The 24,594-nt window shown below is 37.3% G+C and carries 24 protein-coding genes, 1 tRNA gene and 2 rRNA genes (1 of these 27 running past the window's edge); 4 read left to right on the top strand and 23 right to left on the bottom strand.

The window, feature by feature from the left end:
- The first annotated feature begins 2 nt into the window (after window positions 1-2).
- Both argH and MKZ14_RS00755 read left to right on the top strand, forming a co-directional pair.
- Window positions 3-1,517, top strand: coding sequence for an argininosuccinate lyase (gene argH, locus MKZ14_RS00760; RefSeq protein WP_036075335.1), 1,515 nt, complete (start codon window positions 3-5; stop codon window positions 1,515-1,517).
- Window positions 1,514-2,461, top strand: coding sequence for a BadF/BadG/BcrA/BcrD ATPase family protein (locus MKZ14_RS00755; protein WP_339280558.1), 948 nt, complete (start codon window positions 1,514-1,516; stop codon window positions 2,459-2,461). The genes argH and MKZ14_RS00755 overlap by 4 nt, the downstream gene beginning before the upstream one ends.
- Before the next feature lie 20 nt (window positions 2,462-2,481).
- On the opposite strand, the gene MKZ14_RS00750 is transcribed toward MKZ14_RS00755, so the two are convergent.
- From MKZ14_RS00750 to MKZ14_RS00665, 18 genes are all read right to left on the bottom strand, one after another.
- Window positions 2,482-3,786, bottom strand: a complete 1,305-nt coding sequence (locus MKZ14_RS00750; protein ID WP_339280557.1) for a transglutaminase domain-containing protein — start codon at window positions 3,784-3,786, stop codon at window positions 2,482-2,484.
- A gap of 144 nt (window positions 3,787-3,930) precedes the next feature.
- Window positions 3,931-4,191, bottom strand: coding sequence for a metal-sensitive transcriptional regulator (locus tag MKZ14_RS00745; RefSeq protein ID WP_004233098.1), 261 nt, complete (start codon window positions 4,189-4,191; stop codon window positions 3,931-3,933).
- A gap of 84 nt (window positions 4,192-4,275) precedes the next feature.
- A complete protein-coding gene (locus MKZ14_RS00740) occupies window positions 4,276-4,989 on the bottom strand; it encodes a glycosyltransferase family 2 protein (RefSeq protein ID WP_333006312.1) in 714 nt (237 codons plus the stop codon).
- A 751-nt stretch (window positions 4,990-5,740) separates the two neighbouring features.
- The gene (locus MKZ14_RS00735; RefSeq protein WP_016992415.1) at window positions 5,741-5,986 is read right to left on the bottom strand and encodes a glutaredoxin family protein; all 246 of its coding nucleotides are present in this window, start codon (window positions 5,984-5,986) and stop codon (window positions 5,741-5,743) included.
- Between the two features lie 291 nt (window positions 5,987-6,277).
- Window positions 6,278-6,348, bottom strand: a tRNA-Cys gene (locus MKZ14_RS00730).
- A 104-nt stretch (window positions 6,349-6,452) separates the two neighbouring features.
- The gene (locus MKZ14_RS00725) at window positions 6,453-6,710 is read right to left on the bottom strand and encodes a helix-turn-helix domain-containing protein (RefSeq protein ID WP_016992416.1); all 258 of its coding nucleotides are present in this window, start codon (window positions 6,708-6,710) and stop codon (window positions 6,453-6,455) included.
- 6 nt (window positions 6,711-6,716) lie between these two features.
- Window positions 6,717-6,878 carry a YvrJ family protein gene (locus MKZ14_RS00720; protein ID WP_016992417.1) on the bottom strand — a complete coding sequence of 54 codons (162 nt, stop codon included), beginning with the start codon at window positions 6,876-6,878 and terminating at the stop codon, window positions 6,717-6,719.
- 26 nt (window positions 6,879-6,904) lie between these two features.
- Window positions 6,905-7,519, bottom strand: a complete 615-nt coding sequence (locus MKZ14_RS00715) for a sigma-70 family RNA polymerase sigma factor (RefSeq protein WP_128568246.1) — start codon at window positions 7,517-7,519, stop codon at window positions 6,905-6,907.
- Between the two features lie 168 nt (window positions 7,520-7,687).
- Entirely contained in the window at window positions 7,688-8,839 is a 1,152-nt protein-coding gene (locus tag MKZ14_RS00710) for a S8 family peptidase (RefSeq protein WP_333006311.1), read from the bottom strand.
- A gap of 263 nt (window positions 8,840-9,102) precedes the next feature.
- Complete coding sequence (locus MKZ14_RS00705; protein ID WP_312124568.1) at window positions 9,103-9,945, bottom strand: hypothetical protein; 843 nt, start codon at window positions 9,943-9,945, stop codon at window positions 9,103-9,105.
- Window positions 9,946-10,028: 83 nt separating this feature from the next.
- Window positions 10,029-10,427: a hypothetical protein gene (locus MKZ14_RS00700; protein WP_312124567.1), complete on the bottom strand. Its 399-nt coding sequence runs from the start codon at window positions 10,425-10,427 to the stop codon at window positions 10,029-10,031.
- 23 nt (window positions 10,428-10,450) lie between these two features.
- Window positions 10,451-10,669: a helix-turn-helix transcriptional regulator gene (locus MKZ14_RS00695; protein ID WP_016992423.1), complete on the bottom strand. Its 219-nt coding sequence runs from the start codon at window positions 10,667-10,669 to the stop codon at window positions 10,451-10,453.
- 248 nt (window positions 10,670-10,917) lie between these two features.
- A complete protein-coding gene (locus tag MKZ14_RS00690; protein ID WP_016992424.1) occupies window positions 10,918-11,322 on the bottom strand; it encodes a hypothetical protein in 405 nt (134 codons plus the stop codon).
- Window positions 11,323-11,395: 73 nt separating this feature from the next.
- A complete protein-coding gene (locus tag MKZ14_RS00685) occupies window positions 11,396-12,769 on the bottom strand; it encodes a HAMP domain-containing sensor histidine kinase (protein ID WP_036075343.1) in 1,374 nt (457 codons plus the stop codon).
- Window positions 12,766-13,437, bottom strand: coding sequence for a response regulator transcription factor (locus MKZ14_RS00680; RefSeq protein ID WP_036075344.1), 672 nt, complete (start codon window positions 13,435-13,437; stop codon window positions 12,766-12,768). Before MKZ14_RS00680 ends, MKZ14_RS00685 begins: the two co-directional genes overlap by 4 nt.
- A gap of 73 nt (window positions 13,438-13,510) precedes the next feature.
- A complete protein-coding gene (locus MKZ14_RS00675; RefSeq protein WP_333006308.1) occupies window positions 13,511-14,608 on the bottom strand; it encodes a DUF5808 domain-containing protein in 1,098 nt (365 codons plus the stop codon).
- 4 nt (window positions 14,609-14,612) lie between these two features.
- Window positions 14,613-15,008, bottom strand: a complete 396-nt coding sequence (locus tag MKZ14_RS00670) for a GntR family transcriptional regulator (protein WP_036075346.1) — start codon at window positions 15,006-15,008, stop codon at window positions 14,613-14,615.
- 72 nt (window positions 15,009-15,080) lie between these two features.
- On the bottom strand, window positions 15,081-15,974 hold the full coding sequence (locus tag MKZ14_RS00665; RefSeq protein WP_339280556.1) for a LysR family transcriptional regulator: 894 nt from the start codon (window positions 15,972-15,974) through the stop codon (window positions 15,081-15,083).
- Between the two features lie 128 nt (window positions 15,975-16,102).
- Here MKZ14_RS00665 and MKZ14_RS00660 point away from each other — a divergent pair, with 128 nt between their 5' ends.
- Window positions 16,103-16,768 carry an O-methyltransferase gene (locus MKZ14_RS00660; RefSeq protein ID WP_036075347.1) on the top strand — a complete coding sequence of 222 codons (666 nt, stop codon included), beginning with the start codon at window positions 16,103-16,105 and terminating at the stop codon, window positions 16,766-16,768.
- A gap of 274 nt (window positions 16,769-17,042) precedes the next feature.
- Here MKZ14_RS00660 and aceB read toward each other — a convergent pair whose 3' ends face one another.
- Window positions 17,043-18,641, bottom strand: a complete 1,599-nt coding sequence (gene aceB / locus MKZ14_RS00655) for a malate synthase A (protein ID WP_258859470.1) — start codon at window positions 18,639-18,641, stop codon at window positions 17,043-17,045.
- Window positions 18,642-18,753: 112 nt separating this feature from the next.
- On the bottom strand, window positions 18,754-20,037 hold the full coding sequence (aceA, locus tag MKZ14_RS00650) for an isocitrate lyase (RefSeq protein WP_004233046.1): 1,284 nt from the start codon (window positions 20,035-20,037) through the stop codon (window positions 18,754-18,756).
- A 214-nt stretch (window positions 20,038-20,251) separates the two neighbouring features.
- On the opposite strand from aceA, the gene MKZ14_RS00645 reads away from it, so the two are divergent.
- A complete protein-coding gene (locus MKZ14_RS00645; protein WP_036075349.1) occupies window positions 20,252-20,923 on the top strand; it encodes a LytTR family DNA-binding domain-containing protein in 672 nt (223 codons plus the stop codon).
- A 147-nt stretch (window positions 20,924-21,070) separates the two neighbouring features.
- Here the strand turns inward: MKZ14_RS00645 and MKZ14_RS00640 are convergent, their stop codons facing one another.
- The 3 genes from MKZ14_RS00640 to MKZ14_RS00630 all read right to left on the bottom strand — a co-directional run.
- Entirely contained in the window at window positions 21,071-22,639 is a 1,569-nt protein-coding gene (locus MKZ14_RS00640) for an IS1182 family transposase (protein ID WP_333006306.1), read from the bottom strand.
- Between the two features lie 162 nt (window positions 22,640-22,801).
- Window positions 22,802-22,917: ribosomal RNA gene (gene rrf, locus MKZ14_RS00635) — 5S ribosomal RNA — on the bottom strand.
- Window positions 22,918-22,985: 68 nt separating this feature from the next.
- A 23S ribosomal RNA gene (locus MKZ14_RS00630) occupies window positions 22,986-24,594 on the bottom strand; it runs 1,319 nt beyond the window's last position.

The following is a 24,594-nucleotide window of genomic DNA, read 5'->3' as shown; positions in this document are numbered from 1 at the left end:
CAATGTTTGAAGATTTTCGCAACAAAACACAGCAGGAAGATGGGATGATATTCCCATCTAACATCTATCGAAAAATCGTTTTACAGCCAGCTTATGATGAGGCGAAGAAAAATTTTTTAACAATCATGCTACAAATCAATATTGCTCATTTGAAAATGTTAGAAGAACAAGGACTTGTAAAAAAAGATGAAGCAAAGCAAATTGGGATCGCTCTAAAAAAAATAGACTTAAATTATTATCGTTTAGAGGATTACAGTCCCCAATATGAGGATTTATTTTTCCGCATTGAAAATAAATTAATAGAGCTTGCTGGTGATATTGCTGGAAATCTTCACATTGGCAGAAGCCGAAATGATATGGGTATCGCCATTTATCGAATGACATTAAGAAAAAAACTATTATTATTAATGCGCGAATTACTTACATTACGCGATGATTTAATCGCTGCTGCAGAGGAACATATCGATACCATTATGATTGGCTACACACATACACAGCAGGCACAACCTACAACCTTCGCCCATTATTTAAAGGCTGTCATCGACCAACTAGAGCGTGATTTTGAACGCATGCAACATGTCTATAAAACAGTCAATCGTAGCAGTATGGGAGCCGCTGCCTTAACAACGACAGGCTTTAATATTAGTAGAGAGCGTATGCGTGAGCTACTAGCCTTTGATGATATTATCGAAAATGCATGGGATGCAGTTGCAGGCGCAGATTATATAGCTGAGGCTGCAAGTATTGTACAGCTTGCTGCACTCAATCTTGGCCGAACTTCTCAAGACTTTTTATTATGGGCTACTCAGGAGTTTAATGCGTTTACACTCGCAAGTCCATATGTGCAAATAAGCTCTATTATGCCTCAAAAGCGTAATCCTGTTTCTATAGAACATACACGCTCATTACTATCTGCGGTTGTAGGAGATGCAAGTACAGTATTACAGATGGTACATAATACACCGTTTGGAGATATCGTAGACACCGAGGATGATATGCAGCCTTATTTATGGCGTGCCATTGACCGCTTAATTGGCATTTATAAGTTGTTTGGTTCGCTTGTTGTCACAATGGATGTCAATAAGAAGAAGTTAAAAAATCGCGCTGAAAATAGCTTTGCAAATGTCACTGAGCTCGCTGATACATTAGTCCGTTCAGAGGGTATTTCATTCCGTCAAGCACATAGTATTGTTAGTAAATGTATTAAAGTTCTGCTTGCTCACGGAGAAGAATCATTAGCTAGTCTTACATGGGGACTTGCAAATACACAATCGAAATTGATCACGGGTAAGGAATTAACTATTTCGGAAGAGGATTTCTATAAGACATTAAAACCAGAATCTTTTGTTGGTGTGCGAACATTACTAGGTGGTCCCGCTCCAGCCACTATGAAAGCTGCTCTTGAACGCTCCAAACTGAATGCACATGATTTTTATGAGTGGATTCGCTTAAAGGAAAGTTCCATTATGGAAGCAGAAAAAGAACTAGCCGCCTTTCTAGAGGAATGGAATCAATGAAGCAATGGTTATTAATTATTGATGGTGGGGCGACAAAAACAGCATGTGCAGTCGTTCATGTTGAATCTGGTGACGTTGAATATTCTACATCCGCTAAAGGCTCTAATTATCAAGCCATTGGTGTTGAATCAGCTACAGCAATATTACAAGAGCTTTTAGCAAATGTTGAAACATTTTTGCAAAAGTATCCTAATTCTCAAATTGCTGTAGCTACCTTTGCATTAGCTGGAATTGATTCGCCGAAGGATCATACAGCAGTAGTGGCCATTGTTCAAAACGCTCTTCAGACCACACAGCTACAAGTCGATACATTGATTATTGAAAATGATGCAGAGGCCACACTCTTAGGTGTGACTGCTGGACAGGCAGGTGCTCTGCTCATTGCTGGAACAGGAGCTATTGCCTATGCCTATGATGGACAACAAATTGTACGTGCAGGGGGCTGGGGACATCGGGCTGGCGATGAGGGAAGTGGATATTGGTTAGGGCAGGAGGTAGTAAGAGCTATATTTAAAATGGAGGATGGTCGTGGTAAACCAACAATCTTAAAGGAAGCTGTCTATCAATCTTTAGGTATACAGGATGTTACAGAGCTCGCCGAATGGCTATTCCACCCTTCCTATACAAATGCACAACTGGCCAAGATGGGCTCCATTGTGGCAAAGGCAGTCGAGCAAGAAGATGCTTGCGCCATCGAAATATCTCAACAAGCTGCACATGAACTAGTCCTTCTAGCAAGCGCTGTATTGAAAAAAATTGACTATCAGAATGGACCATTTACTTTTTATTGTAATGGTGGTGCCATCAAGCATAATCCACTCATTTTAAAGATTTTTACAGAGCAAATTACCTTCATGTATCCTCAAGTGGACATTTTACTTTGTCAGCATCAGCCTATTACTTATCTAATTGAACGTACAAAAAGGGCATATGACTGTTTATAAGTCATAGCCCTTTTCTTGTTTTAAAGTGCCATTCTCTTCAATTCATTTGTCGTAAAATAGAGATAGCCATCCTTTATAAATAAATCCTTCGTATCCTCCCTATTTAGTACCTCTTCGCCACTACCATCTGGGCGAATTTTTGTTAAATACGCCCCTCGGGAATAATTACTAAAGTAGAGCCAGCCATCCGAATACACGATATATTGTGCACGGGAATTTGTGACACGCTTCGTCTTACCAGTTTTCATATCTAGTACATATAACTTATTGTCATCTGCAATATTACTATAAAACAATTGATCACCAACTTGTGCTGGGAAGTCAATATCATGATAATAACTATACATTGTGCTTGTTGCCTTAGGATAGTCTTCAGCAATCCACGTGTGATCCTTCGCCATTGTACGATCATCTACTAAAAAGTATTGGTAGCGTATTGCGCCCTTACGATCGGGTACCGGATCATTCCATGTCGTATCAAGATGATACCACTGTCCATCAAGTTTGACGAGATTCCACGCATGTCCCTCTTGACCTACATAACCCACGATATATTTTGTTTCAATACCCAATTTTTGAAGCATGGAGTGAGCAAGTAAAGCATAGCCCTGGCATACTCCTCCATGCTCAGCAAGAACAGTATAGGCGCTGTGTGGGCTAGAATTCGTTTGATCTGTATAGGAAGTATTGGCAACAATATAGTCATTGACAGCTCGTACCTTTTCTACATCCGTCATAGATTTTTTACTGATCTTAGCGATAATTTCTTGAACATTCATCTCTACATATGCAGCCTGCTCTGGCGTCATTAAATAGCTCTGTTCTCCATAAATAGTTGCTTTATTTCGCCCATATTCATATCGAATTGAATGCTTACTTACATGGCCGTAAACATAGTCATCTCGTTTGATAGCATTGTTATAGGCCTCTTCTACAATTTGTTCAATTCGCTGTGTATTCCCTTTATATTGAATTTCAAACTTTGGTGAAAAGCTATTATAATACGCATACATCGCATCAGCCATTTCCTTGGCATTTGTCACGACTAACTTTGTTTCAGGTTTCTGAATGGGTGGAGCTGCAGGGGCTACCTCCGCTTCATGTATATCTTCAATAGGCAGGGCTGTTTCAATTGATGCATTATCTGAAAGTCTTGCCGTAACATCTACGATTTTCTCCTTTGTTGAAAGTAGCATAGTTTCTATTTCATCATTATTTGTCCAATCGATCACCTGCTGAACAGCAGCCTTACCAGCCGTATAAATGGGATCAATAAAAATAATAATAATGGCAATTATAGCTAATTTCTTCCACAAACTCCTCACCTCCAACCGTCTTCTTTACATTATATACAAAAAAAGCACAAAGAACTCATTTAAGGGTCCATTTGCGCTTGTTAATATTTGTTTGTTGATTTCCGAAAGTCTTTAATTACTCTACTTTATATTTTTGTTACGAATTCATAGCTTTTATCTACTTTTCACAACTAAATTAACTGCTTCCTGAATGGCTTCATTCATTTTTTCGCCATCCCCTTCAGCATTCTGAACACATTCCAATAGGTTTGTACTAACAATAACCCCAACTGTACGGTCTACAGCAGAGCGTACTGCTGATAATTGTGTAATGACTGCCTTACAGTCTTTTTCCTCCTCCATCATTTTCAAAATGCCACGTAGCTGTCCTTCCATCCGTTTCACACGATTTTTTACTTGATCTGAATATTCCATAACCATTGCTCCTTTTCTTATACTCGCTACGCTCTAATGAGTGATCGTTATTCTTTATCCTAGCTCGTTATTTTAAATTTAAACCTAGCCATTACTATTCCTTGGCTTTAAATAATTCATGAGCATTCTCGTAATAATGGTACCAGCGTTTGTTATTTCATCGTATTGGATTATTGAATTCTTCTTTATACGTAATTGTCCAATTTCTACCTCGAAAATTGGACACTTTCTTTTAAGTGCAGCAATTAACATATTTGTATCATAATCATAACGTTCACCTTTTACTTTTATTAGCCAAGGCAACTCATTTATCGAAATATAGCGCAAACCTGTTTGTGTATCCATTAATTTCTTGTGATACAGTAACTCAAAAAATAAGCTTGTTGCACGATTTCCCCAGTAAGAAAGAAATGTACTATCAGCTGAATGAAAGTTACGTACACCTAGCACAATCCCTTCAGAAAACACCTTTGTCATTGTTAAAACAAGCTTAACATCTTGTAAAGTATGTTGCCCATGTGCCCCAACTGTAAGGATACCATGGCACCTGGCTTGTTGTTCTCTTATATATGCAAAGGCGGTCTTAAGTGCGCCACCCTTCCCAATATTGCAATCATGCTGTAGTACTTGGCAGCGGTCAATTTTATTTAAGTTTTCAAAAATATCCTTATATTTTTGATCACTCCCATCATTGACAATGATGATTTGTGTAATAGTCGTTGCTAATAATTGATGTACATAGGTAATGAGTGATTGTTGTGGATTATATGCTGGTATAATAGCTGCAATATTTTTCATTTCGATCCCCCAACTAAAGGCTGACAGGTCCTCCGTAGCTACGAATCTCCCTTATATCAAATAGTATCATGTAACAGCAACAATTCAACTGATGAATCCCATTAAAACATATCAATAATATCGATTTTTCTCCGATATATGAACAAAGTGATTTTAGGAGAAGTATTTTAGCGGATTTGTAAGATTTGGTGCCATTTTATCTAGGTTAGAAGCATAGAGTCATTGGAAATGAAGCGAAGACATATTAAGAAGTGGGGGCTATTGTCATGCATAACATAATTATTGAAGACCAATGTCAGAACTTAATGTAGCAGTCCCTTACAAAATTAACTTAAAATTTACAGGATGCTAGTTTACTTGCTACTTTAATCTCAGTAGCATCTTTACAAAAGGCACTTTTTGTTTTAAAGGAAATTCTATATGAGACCTATCAGCTAGAAATGCATTCTGAGCAAAAAAGTACTTCTGTTTACACGTCATCCAGTCATGCATTTGTTATAACATTTGTTTTTTCGTTCACTACGCAACTGTTTACGCATAGCAATATCATCCGGACTCTTTTTTGTTGTTTCAGTTTTAGTACCATCAATCAAAATGGCCCCTTGGTCGATTTTGTTTTCTTTTATAAGTTGGTCATGGAAGTGCAGTAAACACTGGCGAATGAGATCTTTCTTACAGGATAAACCCGGAAACTCTGGTATGTAAGTAATTAGTGAAAGGTGGACAAGAATATTTCTCACCCACCTAGCATTTATTGTTGAATTAAGATCTTAGATAGTTCTTCCCTATTGAAACCAATAATTGTCGAAACAGTCTCTCCAGCTTCTTTCACAATCGTTAAAGGTACACCTAAACCACCTAATTCTTCGAATTCTTGAAAGTATTGTTCGTTAGTATTAACCTCCCTTTCCTCAAAAACAATCCCTTTCTCTTTTAAGAATTCCTTTTGTTTAGTACAAAATCCACAACCGTTACTAGAATATACTATTACTTCCATAAAAAATCCCCCTTATCTTGTTATAAGTAATAAAGAAACCCAGCAATACGAAATAACAACCATTTTATAAAATTTATTTTCCAAAGTTAAAAGACCAAAGACCCATAAAAAATACTCCCCTTAGATAAACAGATTTTATTTTTTAATCTGTCTACCTAATAGGGAGCATATCAGTCCGAACTCAGGTCTAAAAAGTTGTTTAACTAAATATGTCTAACTTTTCTGGGTCAGACCAACCTCATAAAGGTGTTTATAAAATGAAAGCCTCAGTTTAAGCTTAATAGTTACAAAAGGTGGCACTCGGATTTGAACCGAGGATAAAGGTTTTGCAGACCTTGGCCTTACCGCTTGGCTATGCCACCATGTAGGATATATTAATTAAAGAAGAAATACTACTTAAAATAACAACCTTTCAAAAATAAAACGATCAAAAAGATTTAATCACATCTTTTTGACCGTTTCGTAATCAATTGGATTTTTTTAAATTTTGTTTGTCACTAAAGCGTTGCTTCATATCCCAAAACCCAGGAACAGAATTGACATCATATTTTCTTATAGTATTAATGAGCTTAATAAGTAAATCCTGACGTAAATCTTCTCTATGATGTGGAGACGTTTGATAAAGACAATGTTTCAATTTAGGTTCAAAATAATTTAATATAGTTAATAAAGCTTTATCATCATGTTTTGATCTTTCTACAAGGGCAATTAATTCTTGTGACATTTATTTTCAGTCCCTTCTTAAATCCTTTATAACTTCTGATAATTGGTTAATACTTAGTTCAAGATTTTCTATTTTCTTTTCGAATCTAATAAACAGATATATTGTTATTGCAATAGGAAATCCAAAATTTCCGATGATCGTAAGCCATTCTGATGGTTCTATTATCATCAATAAGTCACCCCCTTTATTTATCCTTAACCTCCATTATTCTTTCGTTTTTCAATGTAAGTTAGCATATTTCCTAAAGCTTTCTTATGAGTTTTAGAGACCGCTTGCTGCGTTTTATTTAATATCAGTCCAATTTCTGTATCACTTAATCCTTCTGCATACGCTAAATTAATAATTTCCTTTTGCTTTTTGGTAAGTGAATTTAATGCATCATACAATACTGGACAGCTTATATGTTCATCGAGGTCATCGTTTATAACAACCTCCTCTAAAGGGTCGTATCCAGCTTGTTCGTCGGCTATTAAATCGAGAAATGTTTCTTGGTCTTCACTAAAATTAATTGGGGCATCTAAAGTAGTAGAAAATCTTGATTGTATAAGCCTCGTTCGTTTGTCGTAATTAATAGAATTAAATTTAAGTGTTGTAGATATATGGGAAATAAAGCGAATTTTAAAATAAAAATGTTTAAATAATATATCTAACTCTTTCATATTTTCGGGAGTAGGGTTTAATATTGTTTTCAAATACATTTCTTTGTTAATTGGTGTTTCGAGAAAAGAAATCACCAAATCATTTTTTAGTAACTCTGGATTTTCCGTTTCAAATTTTCTGATTTTTTCTTCATTCCATTCGTTTTCCAACAATTAAAGCACCCCTTTCTCGGAACATATGTTCTATTTTTTACTTCAAACAGATCATATGTTCCCTTTTATATTTAAAAAAAAAGAGTTTACATTCTTTTTTGAAAAAAGTTTTTGTAAATAAACCCATTTTTTACATCCCATAGTTATATTAACATTATAACTTTATCATTTAAATGATTTACATAAATTTTTAATATGACTCGCGGTATAAGCGGATTCCTGAATCAAAGATATTAAAAATTTCCGTTCATTCTCTGTCGAATTTTCGTTCAAGGATTGTGTAAATAATGCTTGTGATTTTCGAGCTTCACAGAAACATTTAAGTAGCAATGATAGATCTAATGGGGTTTCAGATGGTTCATTAGAACCACCTTCTATGCTAATGTCTTTTGATAGATTAAGAATAGAGATCGTTTCACCATAATCGCCTATTTGTACTTTGGTGGTGTGTTGCATTAAATACATAAACAATTCTGCTTCTGTAAGCTTTGATTTCTTCAAGTTTTTATATTTATTAATCAATAAAGCTAATGCCCCTGTTACATGTGGAGCCGCCATAGAAGTACCTGATAAATCTGCATAATCTTTATTTAAATAGGTTGATCTAATATCTACCCCTGGTGCATAAATATCTACCTCTTTATTAGTATTAGTAAAATTAGCAATTTTATTATTTTTATCCGTTGCACCAACTGCTATTACTTCCTCATACCCAGCTGGATATGAATATTCGTCAGTGGATAAATCACCATCACCTTCATTGCCAGATGCTACTACAACTGCAATATCGTTTGATACAGCTTGTTTTATGACATTATGAAGGTTTTCTTTAGAAGACGATAGGCCTAACGATAAAGATAGAACGTTTACTTTTTCATTATTTGGGCCTGTCCAATTTATAGCATAATCAATGGCTTTAACCAATGAAGCTAACGTACCGCTTCCTTTATAATCTAATACTTTCAAAATAAGTAGACTAGCTTCAGGCGCTACTCCTACGATTCCTATACCGTTAATTGAAGCTGCTATTGTTCCAGCTACATGCGTTCCATGACCATTAAAATCTTCAAAAATAGAAGAGTCACCATTAGATTCTTTTGTAAAATTATACCCACCAATAATGCGATCCTTTAAGTCTATATGATGATAGTTACAACCAGTATCTAATATAGCAACAACTACATCTTTACCTTTATATCCTTGATCCCAAAAGTGCTTTGCTCCAATAAGAGAGATATTATTTGTTACTTTCTCTTTTAGTTTCTCTTCATCAAAAGAGTTTGAACCTAATATTAGTTTAACTTGAGTATCACTCACTCTCTAACACCTCCACTAATATTCATAAGATATATAGAAAAAGCAATTTCAAATATCACAACCTTTTCTAAAAAAATGAAAGCGTCAAATAGCGCCCCTGTTTTTAGGGGGCGCTATTATTATGTTATCTATAGATTTTTGAGAATATGGGAGCTACTTGGCACACCTTCTAACCAAGGCTGGATCTTCCTATAATTATAAAATAGGAATAATCTTTTGCAGACAGAGTTGGAATCTAAATAATGGCATAAGGTAGTACACTTTTATTTAACCGGACATTCTTTTGGTCGTGCTGCATCAGGAACGCACATACGACAAGACCACGCAGCGTTAAATACATGAATTGCACAACCTACACATACAAGACAAGTAACGACACCTGCACAAGTACAACAAGCGGAGATACAAGTACCAAACAGAAGTAAACACGAAGACCAGTTACTACAACCTAATTCTTGTTGCATACAGTCAGCCCATTTTAAAGAACAACTATCTCCTGAGGCAAAGATTGTAATTATTTCTCCCTCTTCATTGATTGCAGTCATATCATTCCCAATGATTACAATGGGATTAGAGTTAATTTCATCAAAGACTAAATAACCGACAGCATTATCATCTTTGTAGATAGGAAGAGTATACATATTCGTTGCTTCAACAAAAGTTTCGATTGCATTTTCAAAAACTGCTTTTTGTGTTTGAATAACTACCTCATCACTGTCAATAAGCGTATATCCTTCTGCAACTACATGTTTTGCAAGTCGATCAAGTTTTTCATTAGCTTTAGCAAGATTGCGAAGTGGAATTAAAAGTTCCGGGTTTTTTGTTGGAGTAGTTACATTAAGCATATAAATGTCGTTTAACTCTGTATATTGGACCTGACCATTTAAACCCTCATATGTTTTTGTGGGAACAGTAAATTGTTTACCAATCGTGTTATCTAACTTTCGAATTTCGCCACGATTCATTAAAGAAAAATCGACTTGATTCCCATGTAATTTTGAGAAATCAACAGCAAGATTTAATTTACTAGTTACTCGGTCCTTAATCTTTTCCACTACTGCTTGTTGTTCTTGATTATTTAATGATAATGCGTTAATAATTGTCATAAAAAAATTCCCCCTAAAATGGTATTTTTGTACGTACACCATATTAAGAAGAATTAAAATGAAAAATAACAACCTTTTGTTTGTTACTTTATAAATTGTTGAACTATTTGAGAAATCATAAATACTAATAAGCTAAAAATAATGGCTGCAACAATCGTTTCAAATGAATCAAACATAAAGAAACCTTGACTAATTCCCAAAGCTCCAATTATTAAAAAAACAATTATAAATACATAGGATATTGCCAACGACAATTTAATCTTTCCAAAAATTCGTTGATCGGCTACTACATAACTGCTATTCCATCCATCTTTCTTTTTGTCAATTAAGAATCGAATGATTTGATAGCCTACAGACAAACTTGCAATTAACCATATAATCCAAATATTATCTTCCCTACCATACGCGGAATAACTCATATACCCCAATGATAAGAATAAATATAAGTAAAAAATTAAGATCATCCATTTCTTTGACCGCATATATATTTACCCCCTTAAATCCTTTATTCAACTTCATCATCAAAAAAGAATAGTTTTTCAATTGGCTCCTTCAAAACCGAAGAAATCATTAATACCACACCAATTGAAGGCTCATATTTTTGCTTCTCAATCGCAATAACGGTTTGTCTATGTACACCTATTTTTTCAGCAAATTCTTCTTGTGTTAGATTAAGTAATCGTCGAAAATGGCGCACATTGTTATTTACTTTGCTTTTTTTCAATTCACCCACCTCTAAATGTATAGTATCATATACAAAATGTATTGTAAACTAGACATATTAGAATAGCGCGAAAATGGTACTTAGGTTATATTTTATCGTTATAAAGAGTAAAACCAAAAACCCCAGCTTGTTATCGGGTATGGTACACAAGAGTACCAAGAGGCTTCAAAATGGCTGAAAAATCTCTAGAAGTTATTCAATAAATATGAAAACCTACCGCTCCACAAATCGTGACACGGTAGGTTTCATTATTTTTTCATATCCACTTTTTGATTAATCATAAATGTTACAACAATAAATAAAGCAAAGCTAATTAATAACGTAGTTCCTCCTACAATAAAGAAGACTAATGTAAAAGTACTACCGAAATTAAATGGATTTATATTATAAAACCACATGCCTAATGTTAAGCCCAGAACACCCACAATAGCTGTCCAACCATGAATGGTTACTAATTTTTGTGATTTCACTTTGAAGGCTCGATAAAAAATACCCCAGGCAAACATACTAAGCCAGCCAACAAGTAAAATATGTGCATGTATCGGTCTATATTCATAACTACCTGATCCCGACATATGTGAGCCTAAATATGTGCCGATTAAAGCAAAAATTGCCGCTAATCGAATAAGGCGTATGCTCCACTTTTGTTCCATACGATAACTCCCCCTATGTTCGTTTCAACTAAGTAGCAGTTTATCGCGTGAACATGAACTTTACATGAACTCCTTATGACAAAATTGGTAAATGGATATAAACCTTTGTGCCTGCATGCACTTTACTTTCCATCTGTATGGTCCCTCCATGTAGCTCAACAATTTGTTTGACAATCGCTAAGCCTAGCCCCGTCCCTTGCTTGGTTCTAGACGCATCGGCGCGATAAAAACGGTCATATACTTTTGCTAATTGATCCTCAGTCATTCCTATTCCACTGTCCTCAACAAGAATTTCAAGTGAGGCAGATTTTCTTTGTACATGTAGACGTATTTGCCCACCCTCTACATTATATTTAATGGCATTTGTCAGTAAATTATCCCATACATTTTGTAAAAGCCCTGCATCGCCATCAAAAATAATTTGCTCTAGCTTATATGATACTTGAAGCTGTGACTCTTCCATTTGCCAACGATACTTTCGTACGGTTTCCTTTAGCTGTTCATCTAACCGATAAGACTCACGTTTTACGATTCTTGTCGATTGATCAAGCGATGTTAATAATAATAATTGCTTGGTCAATGTAGATAGGCGTTTTGTTTCTAGCTCAATGATTGCTGCATATTCCTGTCTTTCCTGCTCAGTAAGGGAAGGATTTTTCAGTAAATCAACATACCCTTGAATATTTAATAAAGGTGATTGGAAGTCATGTGATACATTACTGATAAATTCCTTCCTTGTACGATCATTTTCCTGTAGTCTCTCAGTCATCCTATTAAAGCTTGCCGCTAATTGACCAATTTCATCTGCACGATCAATATCTAGAACTGTATCAAATTTTTCATGTGCTAGCTGTTGAGTGGCTGCTGTTAGCTTTGTAATGGGGCGAATTAATGCTTTAGCAAATAATAGCATGGCAAGTAGGCTCAGTACCGTCATAACCAACATTAATCCTGCAAGTATTGTATGCACCTCAGAAAACAATAAACGAATATCAGGTCTTATGAATAAAGCATAGGGCTTGTTTTCATAGGTAAATGGCACACCAATTGTATTATTTAGTTCATTAGCAAAAAAGCCTGTTACAAAGGTTTCTTTAGGGAAATCTCGCATACCATGATAGGTTTCTCCGTTTAAAACATGCTCAACAACAGATGCTGACAATGTTTTATCACGATATGGACCGCCAAAAAAATGCCCCTCCTCACCAGTTGTTACATAAATTTGATAGCCAATCTCGCCCAATGTTGTCAAATAGCTATTTAAATCTTCTGGTTTGTCTGTCTCAATATAATGCACAATATCCTGTGCTATGCTAACGTTTTTCGTATCATTTTTTTCTTTTACAACTTGATGGTAATAGGTATTTGTTACTAAAAAGCCCAAACATAAGCTTCCAATCATTACCAGCATTGTTGTTACAACAAATTTACTATATAACGTTTTCATGTTGTTTCCTCTAGCTTATAGCCAACACCTCTTACTGTTGTAATTTCAACAGCCGTGTCATATCGATTTAATCTTTCACGAATCCGCTTCACATGCGTATTTAACGTTTGCTCATCTCCATCATAGTCATAGCCCCATACTTGTTCCATAATATAGCTACGAGTAAACACTTGATGGGGTCGTGATGCTAACAAAGCCAGTAATTCAAATTCCTTTAAAGGTAATATAAGTGTATTTCCCTCTATTACAACCTCAAAGCTTCGACGATCAATTACTAGTTTGCCTACTTGAATGGTTACTTGATTTTTTTTATCCAATCTCCTCAAAATCGCGGCTATACGAAATAATAACTCCTTTGGTTCAAAGGGCTTTACAACATAATCGTCAGATCCTGCTAAAAAGCCACGTTCTTTATCCTCTAGCTCCCCTTTTGCTGTTAATAATAAAACAGGAATATCATAATCTTGGGTTAAAGACTCTGTTAGTGTAAAACCATCCATTCCTGGCATCATTACATCGACAACAGCTAAATCAGGCAGACTCCCTTCAAGTAAGGCTAGTGCCTGCTGTGCATTTTCAGCAAGTAACACTTGATAACCTTCCCTTGTAAGATAAATATTTACTAGTTGTAAAATATGAACATCATCATCAACAACAAGGATCTTCATCTGCCCACCTCCAGTTAATAAGAAAAAATCCGATCATATAGAACGAATTTTTTCATCACAAATTACTATTATTTTATAACGAAAATATAGAAATCAACAGCAATAAGAGAAAAGGTAAACCAATAACAATATAGCCTCTAGGATTGGCAAGGTTCATAGTCCATCCTACCCCAAAGCGTTTCTCCACAAAAATGGAAGGGTCTTGTCGATTCATATAAATTAAGCCACCCTTCCAATAGCGATCCTCATCCACGTCCATTACCTGTGAATCTATATTTGCTTCATAGCGTACTTTGTGTTTATGTTTTTTCAAAACATATATAAGTAATGAGCCCAGCAAAACAACTAAGAACAAAATAAATACAGGTAATAGCTTATAGCCTACTGTCATAGAAGGATAGATATTGCTTAATTGCAAAATTGTTAATAAAGCTGTTAATGCATAACTTATCATTAATATTTGCCAACTCATGTATTTTCGCGTTTTGAGCTGATCCTCCAACGATTCCTCTTTGTGATTTACAGCTAATTTAATTGCAGAACGTTTAATGGAGTCGGTAATTCCCCACATCATACATTGCATCATTAGCATTATCAATGGCAGTGAAATAGCCGTAAAATAGGTCTTATCTCTCCAGTCATCTGCTTCTCCACTCGGCCCCCAATGTACTGCTATATCATTTGGCATTTGATCGTAATGTAGTACTGTGTAAATGATCAAAAATACTGATATTCCTAACGGTACAGCAAAAAAAGACCAAGGAAGCATTTCATCGCGGCTTCGTGCAGTTAAATCTACTGCCCGTACTTGTTTAATATTTGCGCCCCACTGCTCTTGTTTTTTCAAAGTAGATACCTTTTGATGATTTATCCAATACAGCACCATACTTACTGTAAGCATACTAAACAAACAACTTAATAATACAATACTTTGCATGGATTCAGAAGGCGCTAATTGATTGTAACTAATAATCATGATGATTAGAAATACTATCCCTGTGCCTCCTACGAATTGAACATACTGTTTTTTCAATTGAGCTAGGATGGGATGTTTAATCTTTTGTTCAGGCACAGTGACTCCAAAAACGATTGTCTCTCGTACAATATAAGGAACCACTATTTGCAAAGCTAATGTCATGATGTAAATGGTTGTAAAAACACCAAGTAGCATTTTGCTACACTCCCTCTGCTGGAATTTGCAAATCAGCGAATACTTTTTTCATCATGTGCTCAATTTGTTCAGCTGTTGCGCCGAGCACCATTCCTTCTGCCACAACAGGTTTCAAATTCTTTTCGATTTGTCGTAGTTGCTCAGGTGTTAAAGCTCTCTCCTCTGTAGAACATATAATAGCTCCAGATTTTGGTCGAATGGTAATAATCCCTTTTGCCTCTAATTCATGATAGCTCTTATTAACAGTATGCATATTAACACCTAGATCAGCAGCTAAACTTCGCACAGACGGTAAAGTATCACCTGGTTTCATTTCTCCTCTAGCAATTCCTTCAATAATTTGACGTGTCACCTGCTCATAAATAGGTACGTCTGATTGAAATTCTATTTGAATAAGCATGTTTATCAGCTCCATATTTGTTATACAACTAATATAACAAATTTCTCTCCACCTTGCATGAGATACAAATTTTTAAATGGGAGAATTTTTAATGGTTTCAATAAATCTTTGCACAAGTAAATTCTGCTTCTCATTATTCCTCGTACAAATCGCAATTTTATGTTTAATGGCATGTATATCCTTGACATAAACCCTCGCCAATTGCCCACTCTCTACATACTCTCTAACCGCAAGAGAAGAAATAAAATTTGCACCATAGCCTGCCATGACTGAGCGAATGGTTTCATGAATGCCATTAAATTGGAGTGCGATTTTTGGTGGTCTCACTTGGTATGTTTGACATAATGAGAAAAGATGCTCCCTCATCGAACTCCCTACTTCCCTCATAATAAAAGGCTCCTGAAACATTTCGACTAATGTAATAGATTGATGTGCATAACGATGATTTGGCGATACTACAAACCATAATTCATCCTCATATAATTCCTCCCACTCTATTTCCTTAGGTCTTTCAGACATTCCCCCACCATAAATAGCCATATCCGCTTTATAGTTTATTAACTGTTCAAAGGCATCCTTTGTATTGGTCGTTGTAATCATTAAATTCGCCTGTTCATTTGCAGCCTTGAAAGTAGCTGCCCATTTAGGAATTAAAAAATTAGCAGGTAAGTAGGTTGCAACAATGTGTAAATTTTCTGCTCTTGCAAGTCGATAATCTTCTATAAATGTTTCAATATGTTGTTCAAGAGCAATAAGATTTTGAGCTTTTTCTGCTAGTGCCACACCGAATTCAGTAAGTACTACACCACGTCCCTGTTGTTGAAATAGCTGGACGCCAATTTCATGCTCAAAACGTTTGATTTGACTTGAAACGGCAGGTTGACTGATACATAGCTTTTCTGCAGCTTTTGTAAAACTGCCTGTAGCCGCAACTTGATAAAACAATTTTAAGCCATGACTATTCATGATTTAACCTCAATTCATAATCTTTAGTTATGTATAAATAATAATAATATATTTTTATTATGATTCATTCTATCATACACTTTATTGGCAAGCTTGCACTTTAAAAAATAGTGAAATGAGGCTGTATAATGACAGAATTAAATGTTTGGCATAATGTAGATGATTATTTCATGACTAAGCTCCTACCAGAAAACGAACACCTTAATAGTGCACTACAGGCTAATAAAGCTGCAGGTATTCCAGAAATTGATGTATCTCCTACTCAAGGGAAACTATTATATTTACTCGCTAAAATGAAAAGTGCGGTAAATATTTTAGAGATCGGTACACTTGGAGGCTATAGCAGTATTTGCTTAGCCCAAGCTCTTCCTCAAGCAGGAAAGGTAGTGACTTTAGAAATTAATGAAGATTACGCCAAAATCGCCAAGCAAAATATAGAGAATGCAGGCTATGAACAAATGATTGAGGTAATTGTAGGAAATGCCCTAGATACATTGCCAAACTTAAAAAAAGCTGGACTATTATTCGACTTTATCTTTATTGATGCTGATAAACCTAATAACCCTGCTTACTTAGAGTGGGCGTTAAAATTAGCACAGGCTGGGGCTGTTATCATCGCTGATAATGTTGTGCGTAACGGTGCGGTAACTGATGAAAATAGTGAGGATGAACGCGTTAGAGGCGTACAGGAATTTGTGGATTTACTAAAAGCAGACCCTAGAATTGAAGCAACAGCTATACAAACAGTTGGTGTGAAAGGGTATGATGGCTTTGTACTAGCCATAGTAAATTAGAATAGAAAAGCCGCGTAACTTTTAAAACAGTTACGCGGATGTACAATAAAAAGATGCCTTACCGCTCCCCATCTAAGCTAGTAAGACATCTTTAAACCCTTAAAATCTCTTAACTTTTATTTATAGACCCCTTTTAATTCAATCGTGCTCATCTCTTTAAACGGGGGAACAGACCCCGTCACGTTATGTTAGTGGAATAGGCTGGACTGTACCCGAGTGCAATCCATAGATAGTTATTAGGAAAGTTTGATATGTTGGATAGTAGATTTGTATTTTACGCTAATTTTTCATACCCTGGAAGTGTCAAGAATTCTGCAAATTCATCTTGTTCAATTAAGGATTTAAACAGTTCAGCAGCTTCTTCATAGCGACCACTGTTATAAGCTTGTTCCCCAACAGCCTCTTTAATCTTCACAAGTTCTTCTTCCAATATTTCTAAAACAAATGCTAATGTAATACCACGTCCATCATCTAAGATTCCTTTCGGATGACGGATCCATTGCCATACTTGTGTACGAGAGATTTCTGCTGTTGCAGCATCCTCCATCAAGTTATTAATTGGTGCAGCCCCGTTACCTCGAAGCCATGAAGCAATATATTGTACACCAACACTACAGTTAATACGTAGACCTTCAATTGTAATTGTTCCTTCTGGTACAGCTACTAAATCTTCGGCAGTTACATGTACATCCTCACGCTTTTTATGAATTTGGTTAGGCGTTGTCATAATAGCATCAAATTGCTCCATCGCTGTTGCAACCATACCAGGATGTGCTACCCATGTACCGTCATGCCCCTCTGTTGCCTCACGACGTTTATCTTCTGCCACTTTTGCAAAGGCTACTGCATTTGCCTCATCATCATTTTTAACTGGAATTTGTGCTGCCATTCCGCCCATTGCTGGTGCATTCCGCTTGTGACATGTTTGAATACATAAAGATGTATAGGCTTTCATGAAAGGTACTGTCATCGTTACTTGCCCACGATCTGGCAAAATAACGTCAGCTTGATTGCGTAGACGTTTAATATAGCTGAAAATATAATCCCAGCGACCACAATTCAAACCAGCTGAATGTTCACGTAGCTCATATAAAATTTCATCCATCTCAAACGCGGCTAAAATTGTTTCAATTAATACAGTAGCTTTTATTGTCCCCTGTGGAATACCAATATAATCTTGAGCAAACACAAAGACATCGTTCCATAGTCGAGCCTCTAAATGGCTTTCAAGCTTTGGTAGATAGAAGTATGGCCCTGTACCTTGTGCAAGTGCGTTTTTGGCATTGTGGAATAGATATAAACCGAAGTCAAAGAAACTGCCTGAAATCGGCTCTCCATCCACTAGTACATGCTTCTCAAGCAAGTGTAAACCTCGTGGACGTACTAACAGCACTGCTGTCTCATCATTTAATTTATATGTTTTGCCATTGGATGCTTGTGTAAATTCAATCGTCTTATTAATAGCATCACGCATATTAATTTGACCACCAATCATATTTTCCCATGTTGGGGAAGATGCATCCTCAAAGCATGCCATGAACATTTTTGCTCCAGAATTTAACGCATTAATAACCATCTTCCGATCAACTGGCCCTGTAATTTCAACACGGCGATCTTGCAAGTCTTTTGGAAGTGGTGCAATTACCCAATCACCTTCACGAATATGCTTCGTCTCTGGCAGGAAATCCAGCTTCTCTCCCGCATCAAGTCGTTTTTGGCGTTCTTGTCGAGCCTCCAACAGCTCCTTGCGGCGAGCATCAAATTTTTCGTGCAGGGCAAGAACAAATTCAAGAGCTTCAGGTGTCAAAATTTCATTAGTTTGCTCGTTTTGTTCTCCAACAATTTTAAGCTTACCTGTCGTTGCTTGTTCCATTAGCTGTTTACCCACCTTTGCCATTTTAGTTTCGTCATCCTCCGCTTTAGGAGGAGCGGAGGAGACTATTCTATGATTATGAATTTAGGAAAACACGTATTTAAACTAAGACTTATACAAACTGTTCTGTTTCAGTAGAACCTGCCATTGCAGTTGTAGAAGAAGTACCACCAGAGATAACTTGAGAGATTTCATCAAAGTAACCAGTACCTACTTCACGTTGGTGACGTGTAGCTGTATAGCCTTTAGACTCAGAAGCAAACTCTGCTTGCTGTAGCTTAGAATATGCAGCCATACCATTATCTTTATAGTCATGAGCAAGCTCAAACATAGAGTGGTTAAGTGCATGGAAACCTGCTAAAGTAACAAATTGGAATTTATAACCTAACTTACCAAGTTCACGTTGATACTCTGCAATTTCTTCTTCTGAAAGATTTGCCTTCCAGTTGAATGAAGGTGAGCAGTTGTATGCAAGCATTTTACCTGGGAACTCAGCATGAATAGCCTCAGCAAATTCTCTAGCTTCTTCAAGTGATGGTTTAGAAGTTTCACACCAAATTAAATCTGCATATGGCGCGTAAGCTAAACCACGAGCAATTGCTTGTTTGATTCCAGCTTTTGTACGGAAGAAGCCTTCGGGTGTGCGTTCACCAGTGATGAACTCTGCATCACGTGGATCAATATCTGATGTAACCATATCAGCAGCATCAGCATCTGTACGTGCAATTAAAATTGTATCTACACCCATAACATCCGTTGCTAAACGTGCAGCTACTAAGTTACGAACAGCATTTTGTGTTGGAAGTAATACTTTACCTCCAAGGTGTCCACATTTCTTTTCAGAAGCTAATTGATCTTCTAAGTGAACACCAGCTGCTCCAGCTTCAATCATACCTTTTACAAGCTCGAATACGTTTAGAGGCCCACCAAAACCTGCTTCTGCGTCTGCTACGATTGGCGCGAACCAATCAAATTGATCAACACGTCCTTCAGCATGATCAATTTGATCTGCACGTTGAAGTGCTTGATTAATTCGTTTTACTACTGCTGGTACAGAGTTAGCTGGATATAATGATTGGTCAGGATACATTTGACCAGACAGGTTTGCATCTGCAGCTACTTGCCAGCCTGATAGATAGATAGCCTTTAAGCCAGCTTTTACTTGTTGTACTGCCTGATTCCCCGTTAATGCCCCCAATGCATTGATAAACGGTTCCTCATGTAATGAATTCCAAAGTCGAGTAGCACCTTTTTGCGCTAGTGTTTGTTCAATTACTACTGTCCCCTGTAATTTAACAACCTCTTCAGCTGAATATGTGCGTTCAATACCAGCCCAACGTGGGTTTTCAGCCCATTGTTTTTCTAAAGCTTCGATTCTTTCTTGACGAGTTGACATATTGAAATTCCACCTTCCCCTTTGTGTACAATATACTCTGTTAAAAAACTTTTAATTATCTGTTCCATAACAGGTTTATTTGTTGTAAATTAATATATAACAGACTATTTGAATTTTCATTATTTTTCGATAAAAGATCAAATTTTAAGGATAAAACTACCTTTTTTAAGGATGAAATTTGGAAGACTGTTTACAAACAAGGGGGATATTCACAATGAACAATGAGTTAAATTCTTTCGTAAAAGATATTTCACAACAATATATTTTTATGTTAAAAGACTGGATACCTGCTGATTCATCCATTGCGATTGCTGTTGAACATTCTTATGTTTATTTTCACTCTGGTCACCAAAGTATTCATTTAGAGATAGGGCAACAAGTATTACCTGGGAGTATTGCGGACCAAGTGTTACAGACTCAAAAAAAAACAGATGCTATTTTAGATAATTCCCTATTCGATACGCCATATTACGGCATTGGTTATCCCATATACATTCAAAATAAGCCTGCTGCTCTTGTCATTGTCCTACCGTCATCATTTACAACAAAAAGAGCCGAACCATATCAATTTTTAACTGGAAAGCAAGAGGAGGAATGGAATCCTGTAGCAATTAATAAAATATCTCATATTGAAAGCCTACAGAAAAAAACATGGTTTTATGTAGAGGGTGATCAGTATAAAACGAGTATTACACTTAAAGAACTTCAATTACGATTACCATCATATTTTATTCGTATCCATAGATCTTACATTGTAAATATACATTTCATAAAAAAAATGGCACGCGATTTAACATCAAATTTTATTGTCACTTTAATTGATGGAAGTGAGTTACCAGTGAGTCAATCTTATCTAAATGATCTTCGGAATGCTCTTGAGTTTTAAGTATAAGGCTGTCCTTTTCCGGGAACAGCCTACTTTCTTAATTTCAGTACAACAAAAAGAGGCTGGGACATAACTAGCTTCAATTAGTGAGAAATCCTAATTTGAATTCATTCAAATTAGGATTTCTCTATTTTTTATGTTGTCTCCCTACCTAATGGCTGTGAATTTTCTTAAATTCACAGCCATTAATGCCAGACCTATTTCATTTTTAACCTTCGATTTTCCTCGAACAGAAAATCGAGTGAAACGCAAATTAGCTTTCAAGAATCCAAAAACTGGTTCCACGTCAATTTTGCGTTGACGATAAATGGTACTCGTTTTTTCTTCTGAAAGCTTTGTTCTTACATATTCTTTTTGCTGTTCCCACTTCTCATTCACTATTAACTTACGATTATTTCCTTCTTTTGCTTTTGTACATAATGAACGAAATGGGCATTCGGAACAGTCTTCACATTCGTATACCTTAAACTCGCGCGTGAAATCATATTGATCCGTTCTCGTGGTACGATATTTAAATACAAGCTGTTGTTGGTTTGGACATGTGTATTGATCATTTTCTTCATCATAATCCCAGTATGCTGTATTGAATTCGTTTTGTTTATACTTTTTCTTTTGTTCTTTTAAATACAAGTTATACGTAATTAAGGCTTCTCGTTTACGATTCGAAAGGATATCATCATAATTTTGTTCGCTACCATATCCAGCATCTGCGACGACGTGTTTTGGTAGCTCAAAATAATGTTGTTCGATTTCATCTAAAAACGGGATTAAGGTACGTGTATCCGTTGGGTTCGAATAGATACTGTAGGCAAGCACATATTGACCTTCTGTTGCGACTTGGATGTTATAACCTGCTTTCAATTGACCATTTTTCATATAGTCATCTTTCATTCGCATAAATGTGGCATCTGAGTCCGTCTTGGAATAACTATTTCGCATGCCAAAGATTTCAAAGTCTTTTTGATATTTTAGTTTACGTACAATATAGTCGATTAATTGTTTGCGTGCTTGCTTTGGGAATTTCCGTTCGGCTCTTAAAGCTTTTCGCGCAGCTACATCCGATGAATCCTCTATTTTTTGATCATATGTAGAAATCACTTCGTCTACTTTTTCTACCATCTGGGCGAGCTCTTCTACTGCTAATTCTTCTCCATTTTCTCGTTCAATTTCTGGTATGATTTCTTTCTCGAGTAGCTCATCGTATAACTGGTTTGATTTTTCAATTAATCCGTTATGATATTTCTCGATGGATTTTTTCCACACGAAAGTAAATTTGTTCGCATTGGCTTCGATCTTTGTTCCATCAATAAAAATAGCTTCCTGATCAATTAATTCTTCTTGGACCAACTGGCAACGGAATTGGACGAAACATTGGCGGATCAACTCTTTCATTTCTGGTTGAACACGAAAACGGTTGATCGTGCGGTAGCTTGGTTCATAGCCTTGAGCTAGCCACATCATCCGAAGACTATCTTTTAATAGGGCTTCAATTTTACGCCCTGAGAAGACAGATTGTGTATAAGCACATAAGATAATTTTAAGCATCATGCGTGGATGGTAGGCGGGACAGCCTTCATTTCGAAGGAATGGTTCAAACGCTTCAGGCGAGATACTTTCAACTAGATGGTGGACATGGAAGGCAATATCATTTTTTTGTAATGTTACTTCTAAATCTAAAGGCAAAACTAATTGATTCATGTTATAATTTTTAAACATAAGGATCCTTCTTTCTGTATAATTTTGTTGTGGTGACTTAATTTTATCAGAAGTGATCCTTATTTTTTTATGAAAAAATTTAAAGCCTGTGAAATTTTACTGATCGTAAAATTTCACAGGCTTTTTAATTTAGAGGTGGGTTTTGTCCCAGCCTCTTCATTTGCCTAGCGACGTCCTACTCTCACAGGGGGAAGCCCCCAACTACCATCGGCGCTAAAGAGCTTAACTTCCGTGTTCGGTATGGGAACGGGTGTGACCTCTTTGCCATCATCACTAGACATTTATTTATTTGAAAGAATTATTCTTTCAAAACTGGATAAACGGTGCATTGAATGCTTCAAACATATTGGTTAAGTCCTCGATCGATTAGTATTCGTCAGCTCCATGTGTCACCACACTTCCACCTCGAACCTATCTACCTCATCGTCTTTGAGGGATCTTACTTACTTGCGTAATGGGAAATCTCATCTTGAGGGGGGCTTCATGCTTAGATGCTTTCAGCACTTATCCCGTCCACACATAGCTACCCAGCGATGCCTTTGGCAAGACAACTGGTACACCAGCGGTGTGTCCATCCCGGTCCTCTCGTACTAAGGACAGCTCCTCTCAAATTTCCTACGCCCACGACGGATAGGGACCGAACTGTCTCACGACGTTCTGAACCCAGCTCGCGTACCGCTTTAATGGGCGAACAGCCCAACCCTTGGGACCGACTACAGCCCCAGGATGCGATGAGCCGACATCGAGGTGCCAAACCTCCCCGTCGATGTGGACTCTTGGGGGAGATAAGCCTGTTATCCCCGGGGTAGCTTTTATCCGTTGAGCGATGGCCCTTCCATGCGGAACCACCGGATCACTAAGCCCGTCTTTCGACCCTGCTCGACTTGTAGGTCTCGCAGTCAAGCTCCCTTGTGCCTTTACACTCTACGAATGATTTCCAACCATTCTGAGGGAACCTTTGGGCGCCTCCGTTACCTTTTAGGAGGCGACCGCCCCAGTCAAACTGTCCGCCTGACACTGTCTCCTGCCCCGCTAAGGGGCATGGGTTAGAATTTCAATACAACCAGGGTAGTATCCCACCGACGCCTCCTTCGAAGCTGGCGCTCCGAGATCTCTGGCTCCTACCTATCCTGTACAAGTTGTACCAAAATTCAATATCAGGCTACAGTAAAGCTCCACGGGGTCTTTCCGTCCTGTCGCGGGTAACCTGCATCTTCACAGGTACTATAATTTCACCGAGTCTCTCGTTGAGACAGTGCCCAGATCGTTACGCCTTTCGTGCGGGTCGGAACTTACCCGACAAGGAATTTCGCTACCTTAGGACCGTTATAGTTACGGCCGCCGTTTACTGGGGCTTCAATTCGCAGCTTCGCTTGCGCTAACCACTCCTCTTAACCTTCCAGCACCGGGCAGGCGTCAGCCCCTATACGTCACCTTACGGTTTTGCAGAGACCTGTGTTTTTGCTAAACAGTCGCCTGGGCCTATTCACTGCGGCTCTCATGCGCTTGCACGCTCAAGAGCACCCCTTCTCCCGAAGTTACGGGGTCATTTTGCCGAGTTCCTTAACGAGAGTTCTCTCGCACACCTTAGGATTCTCTCCTCGACTACCTGTGTCGGTTTGCGGTACGGGCACCTCTCACCTCGATAGAGGCTTTTCTTGGCAGTGTGAAATCAGGAACTTCGTCCATACGGACTCGCCATCACAGCTCAACGTTACAGTGTGCGGATTTGCCTACACACACGCCTTACTGCTTGGACGCGCACAACCAACGGCGCGCTTACCCTATCCTACTGCGTCCCCCCATTTCTCAAACGGTGAGGAGGTGGTACAGGAATATCAACCTGTTGTCCATCGCCTACGCCTATCGGCCTCGGCTTAGGTCCCGACTAACCCTGAGCGGACGAGCCTTCCTCAGGAAACCTTAGTCATACGGTGGACGGGATTCTCACCCGT

This window comes from Lysinibacillus sp. FSL P2-0066 (assembly GCF_037969495.1).
GTDB lineage: Bacteria > Bacillota > Bacilli > Bacillales_A > Planococcaceae > Lysinibacillus > Lysinibacillus boronitolerans.
Note: the sequence above shows the minus strand (reverse complement) of the source record. Positions and strands in the feature narration are given on the sequence as shown.

Excerpts from the sequence above, each read along its gene's own strand:
- MKZ14_RS00755 (WP_339280558.1), top strand. The coding sequence starts at position 1,514 with ATGAAGCAATGGTTATTAATTATTGATGGTGGGGCGACAAAAACAGCA.
- MKZ14_RS00680 (WP_036075344.1), bottom strand. The coding sequence starts at position 13,437 with ATGAAGATCCTTGTTGTTGATGATGATGTTCATATTTTACAACTAGTA.
- MKZ14_RS00665 (WP_339280556.1), bottom strand. The coding sequence starts at position 15,974 with ATGAATAGTCATGGCTTAAAATTGTTTTATCAAGTTGCGGCTACAGGC.
- argH (WP_036075335.1), top strand. The coding sequence starts at position 3 with ATGTTTGAAGATTTTCGCAACAAAACACAGCAGGAAGATGGGATGATA.
- MKZ14_RS00670 (WP_036075346.1), bottom strand. The coding sequence starts at position 15,008 with ATGCTTATTCAAATAGAATTTCAATCAGACGTACCTATTTATGAGCAG.
- MKZ14_RS00720 (WP_016992417.1), bottom strand. The coding sequence starts at position 6,878 with ATGATAATAGAACCATCAGAATGGCTTACGATCATCGGAAATTTTGGA.
- MKZ14_RS00700 (WP_312124567.1), bottom strand. The coding sequence starts at position 10,427 with ATGCGGTCAAAGAAATGGATGATCTTAATTTTTTACTTATATTTATTC.
- MKZ14_RS00725 (WP_016992416.1), bottom strand. The coding sequence starts at position 6,710 with ATGTCACAAGAATTAATTGCCCTTGTAGAAAGATCAAAACATGATGAT.
- MKZ14_RS00705 (WP_312124568.1), bottom strand. The coding sequence starts at position 9,945 with ATGACAATTATTAACGCATTATCATTAAATAATCAAGAACAACAAGCA.
- aceB (WP_258859470.1), bottom strand. The coding sequence starts at position 18,641 with ATGGAACAAGCAACGACAGGTAAGCTTAAAATTGTTGGAGAACAAAAC.
- MKZ14_RS00740 (WP_333006312.1), bottom strand. The coding sequence starts at position 4,989 with ATGAAAAATATTGCAGCTATTATACCAGCATATAATCCACAACAATCA.
- MKZ14_RS00735 (WP_016992415.1), bottom strand. The coding sequence starts at position 5,986 with ATGGAAGTAATAGTATATTCTAGTAACGGTTGTGGATTTTGTACTAAA.
- MKZ14_RS00660 (WP_036075347.1), top strand. The coding sequence starts at position 16,103 with ATGACAGAATTAAATGTTTGGCATAATGTAGATGATTATTTCATGACT.
- MKZ14_RS00640 (WP_333006306.1), bottom strand. The coding sequence starts at position 22,639 with ATGTTTAAAAATTATAACATGAATCAATTAGTTTTGCCTTTAGATTTA.
- MKZ14_RS00685 (WP_036075343.1), bottom strand. The coding sequence starts at position 12,769 with ATGAAAACGTTATATAGTAAATTTGTTGTAACAACAATGCTGGTAATG.
- MKZ14_RS00675 (WP_333006308.1), bottom strand. The coding sequence starts at position 14,608 with ATGCTACTTGGTGTTTTTACAACCATTTACATCATGACATTAGCTTTG.
- aceA (WP_004233046.1), bottom strand. The coding sequence starts at position 20,037 with ATGTCAACTCGTCAAGAAAGAATCGAAGCTTTAGAAAAACAATGGGCT.
- MKZ14_RS00745 (WP_004233098.1), bottom strand. The coding sequence starts at position 4,191 with ATGGAATATTCAGATCAAGTAAAAAATCGTGTGAAACGGATGGAAGGA.
- MKZ14_RS00645 (WP_036075349.1), top strand. The coding sequence starts at position 20,252 with ATGAACAATGAGTTAAATTCTTTCGTAAAAGATATTTCACAACAATAT.
- MKZ14_RS00690 (WP_016992424.1), bottom strand. The coding sequence starts at position 11,322 with ATGGAACAAAAGTGGAGCATACGCCTTATTCGATTAGCGGCAATTTTT.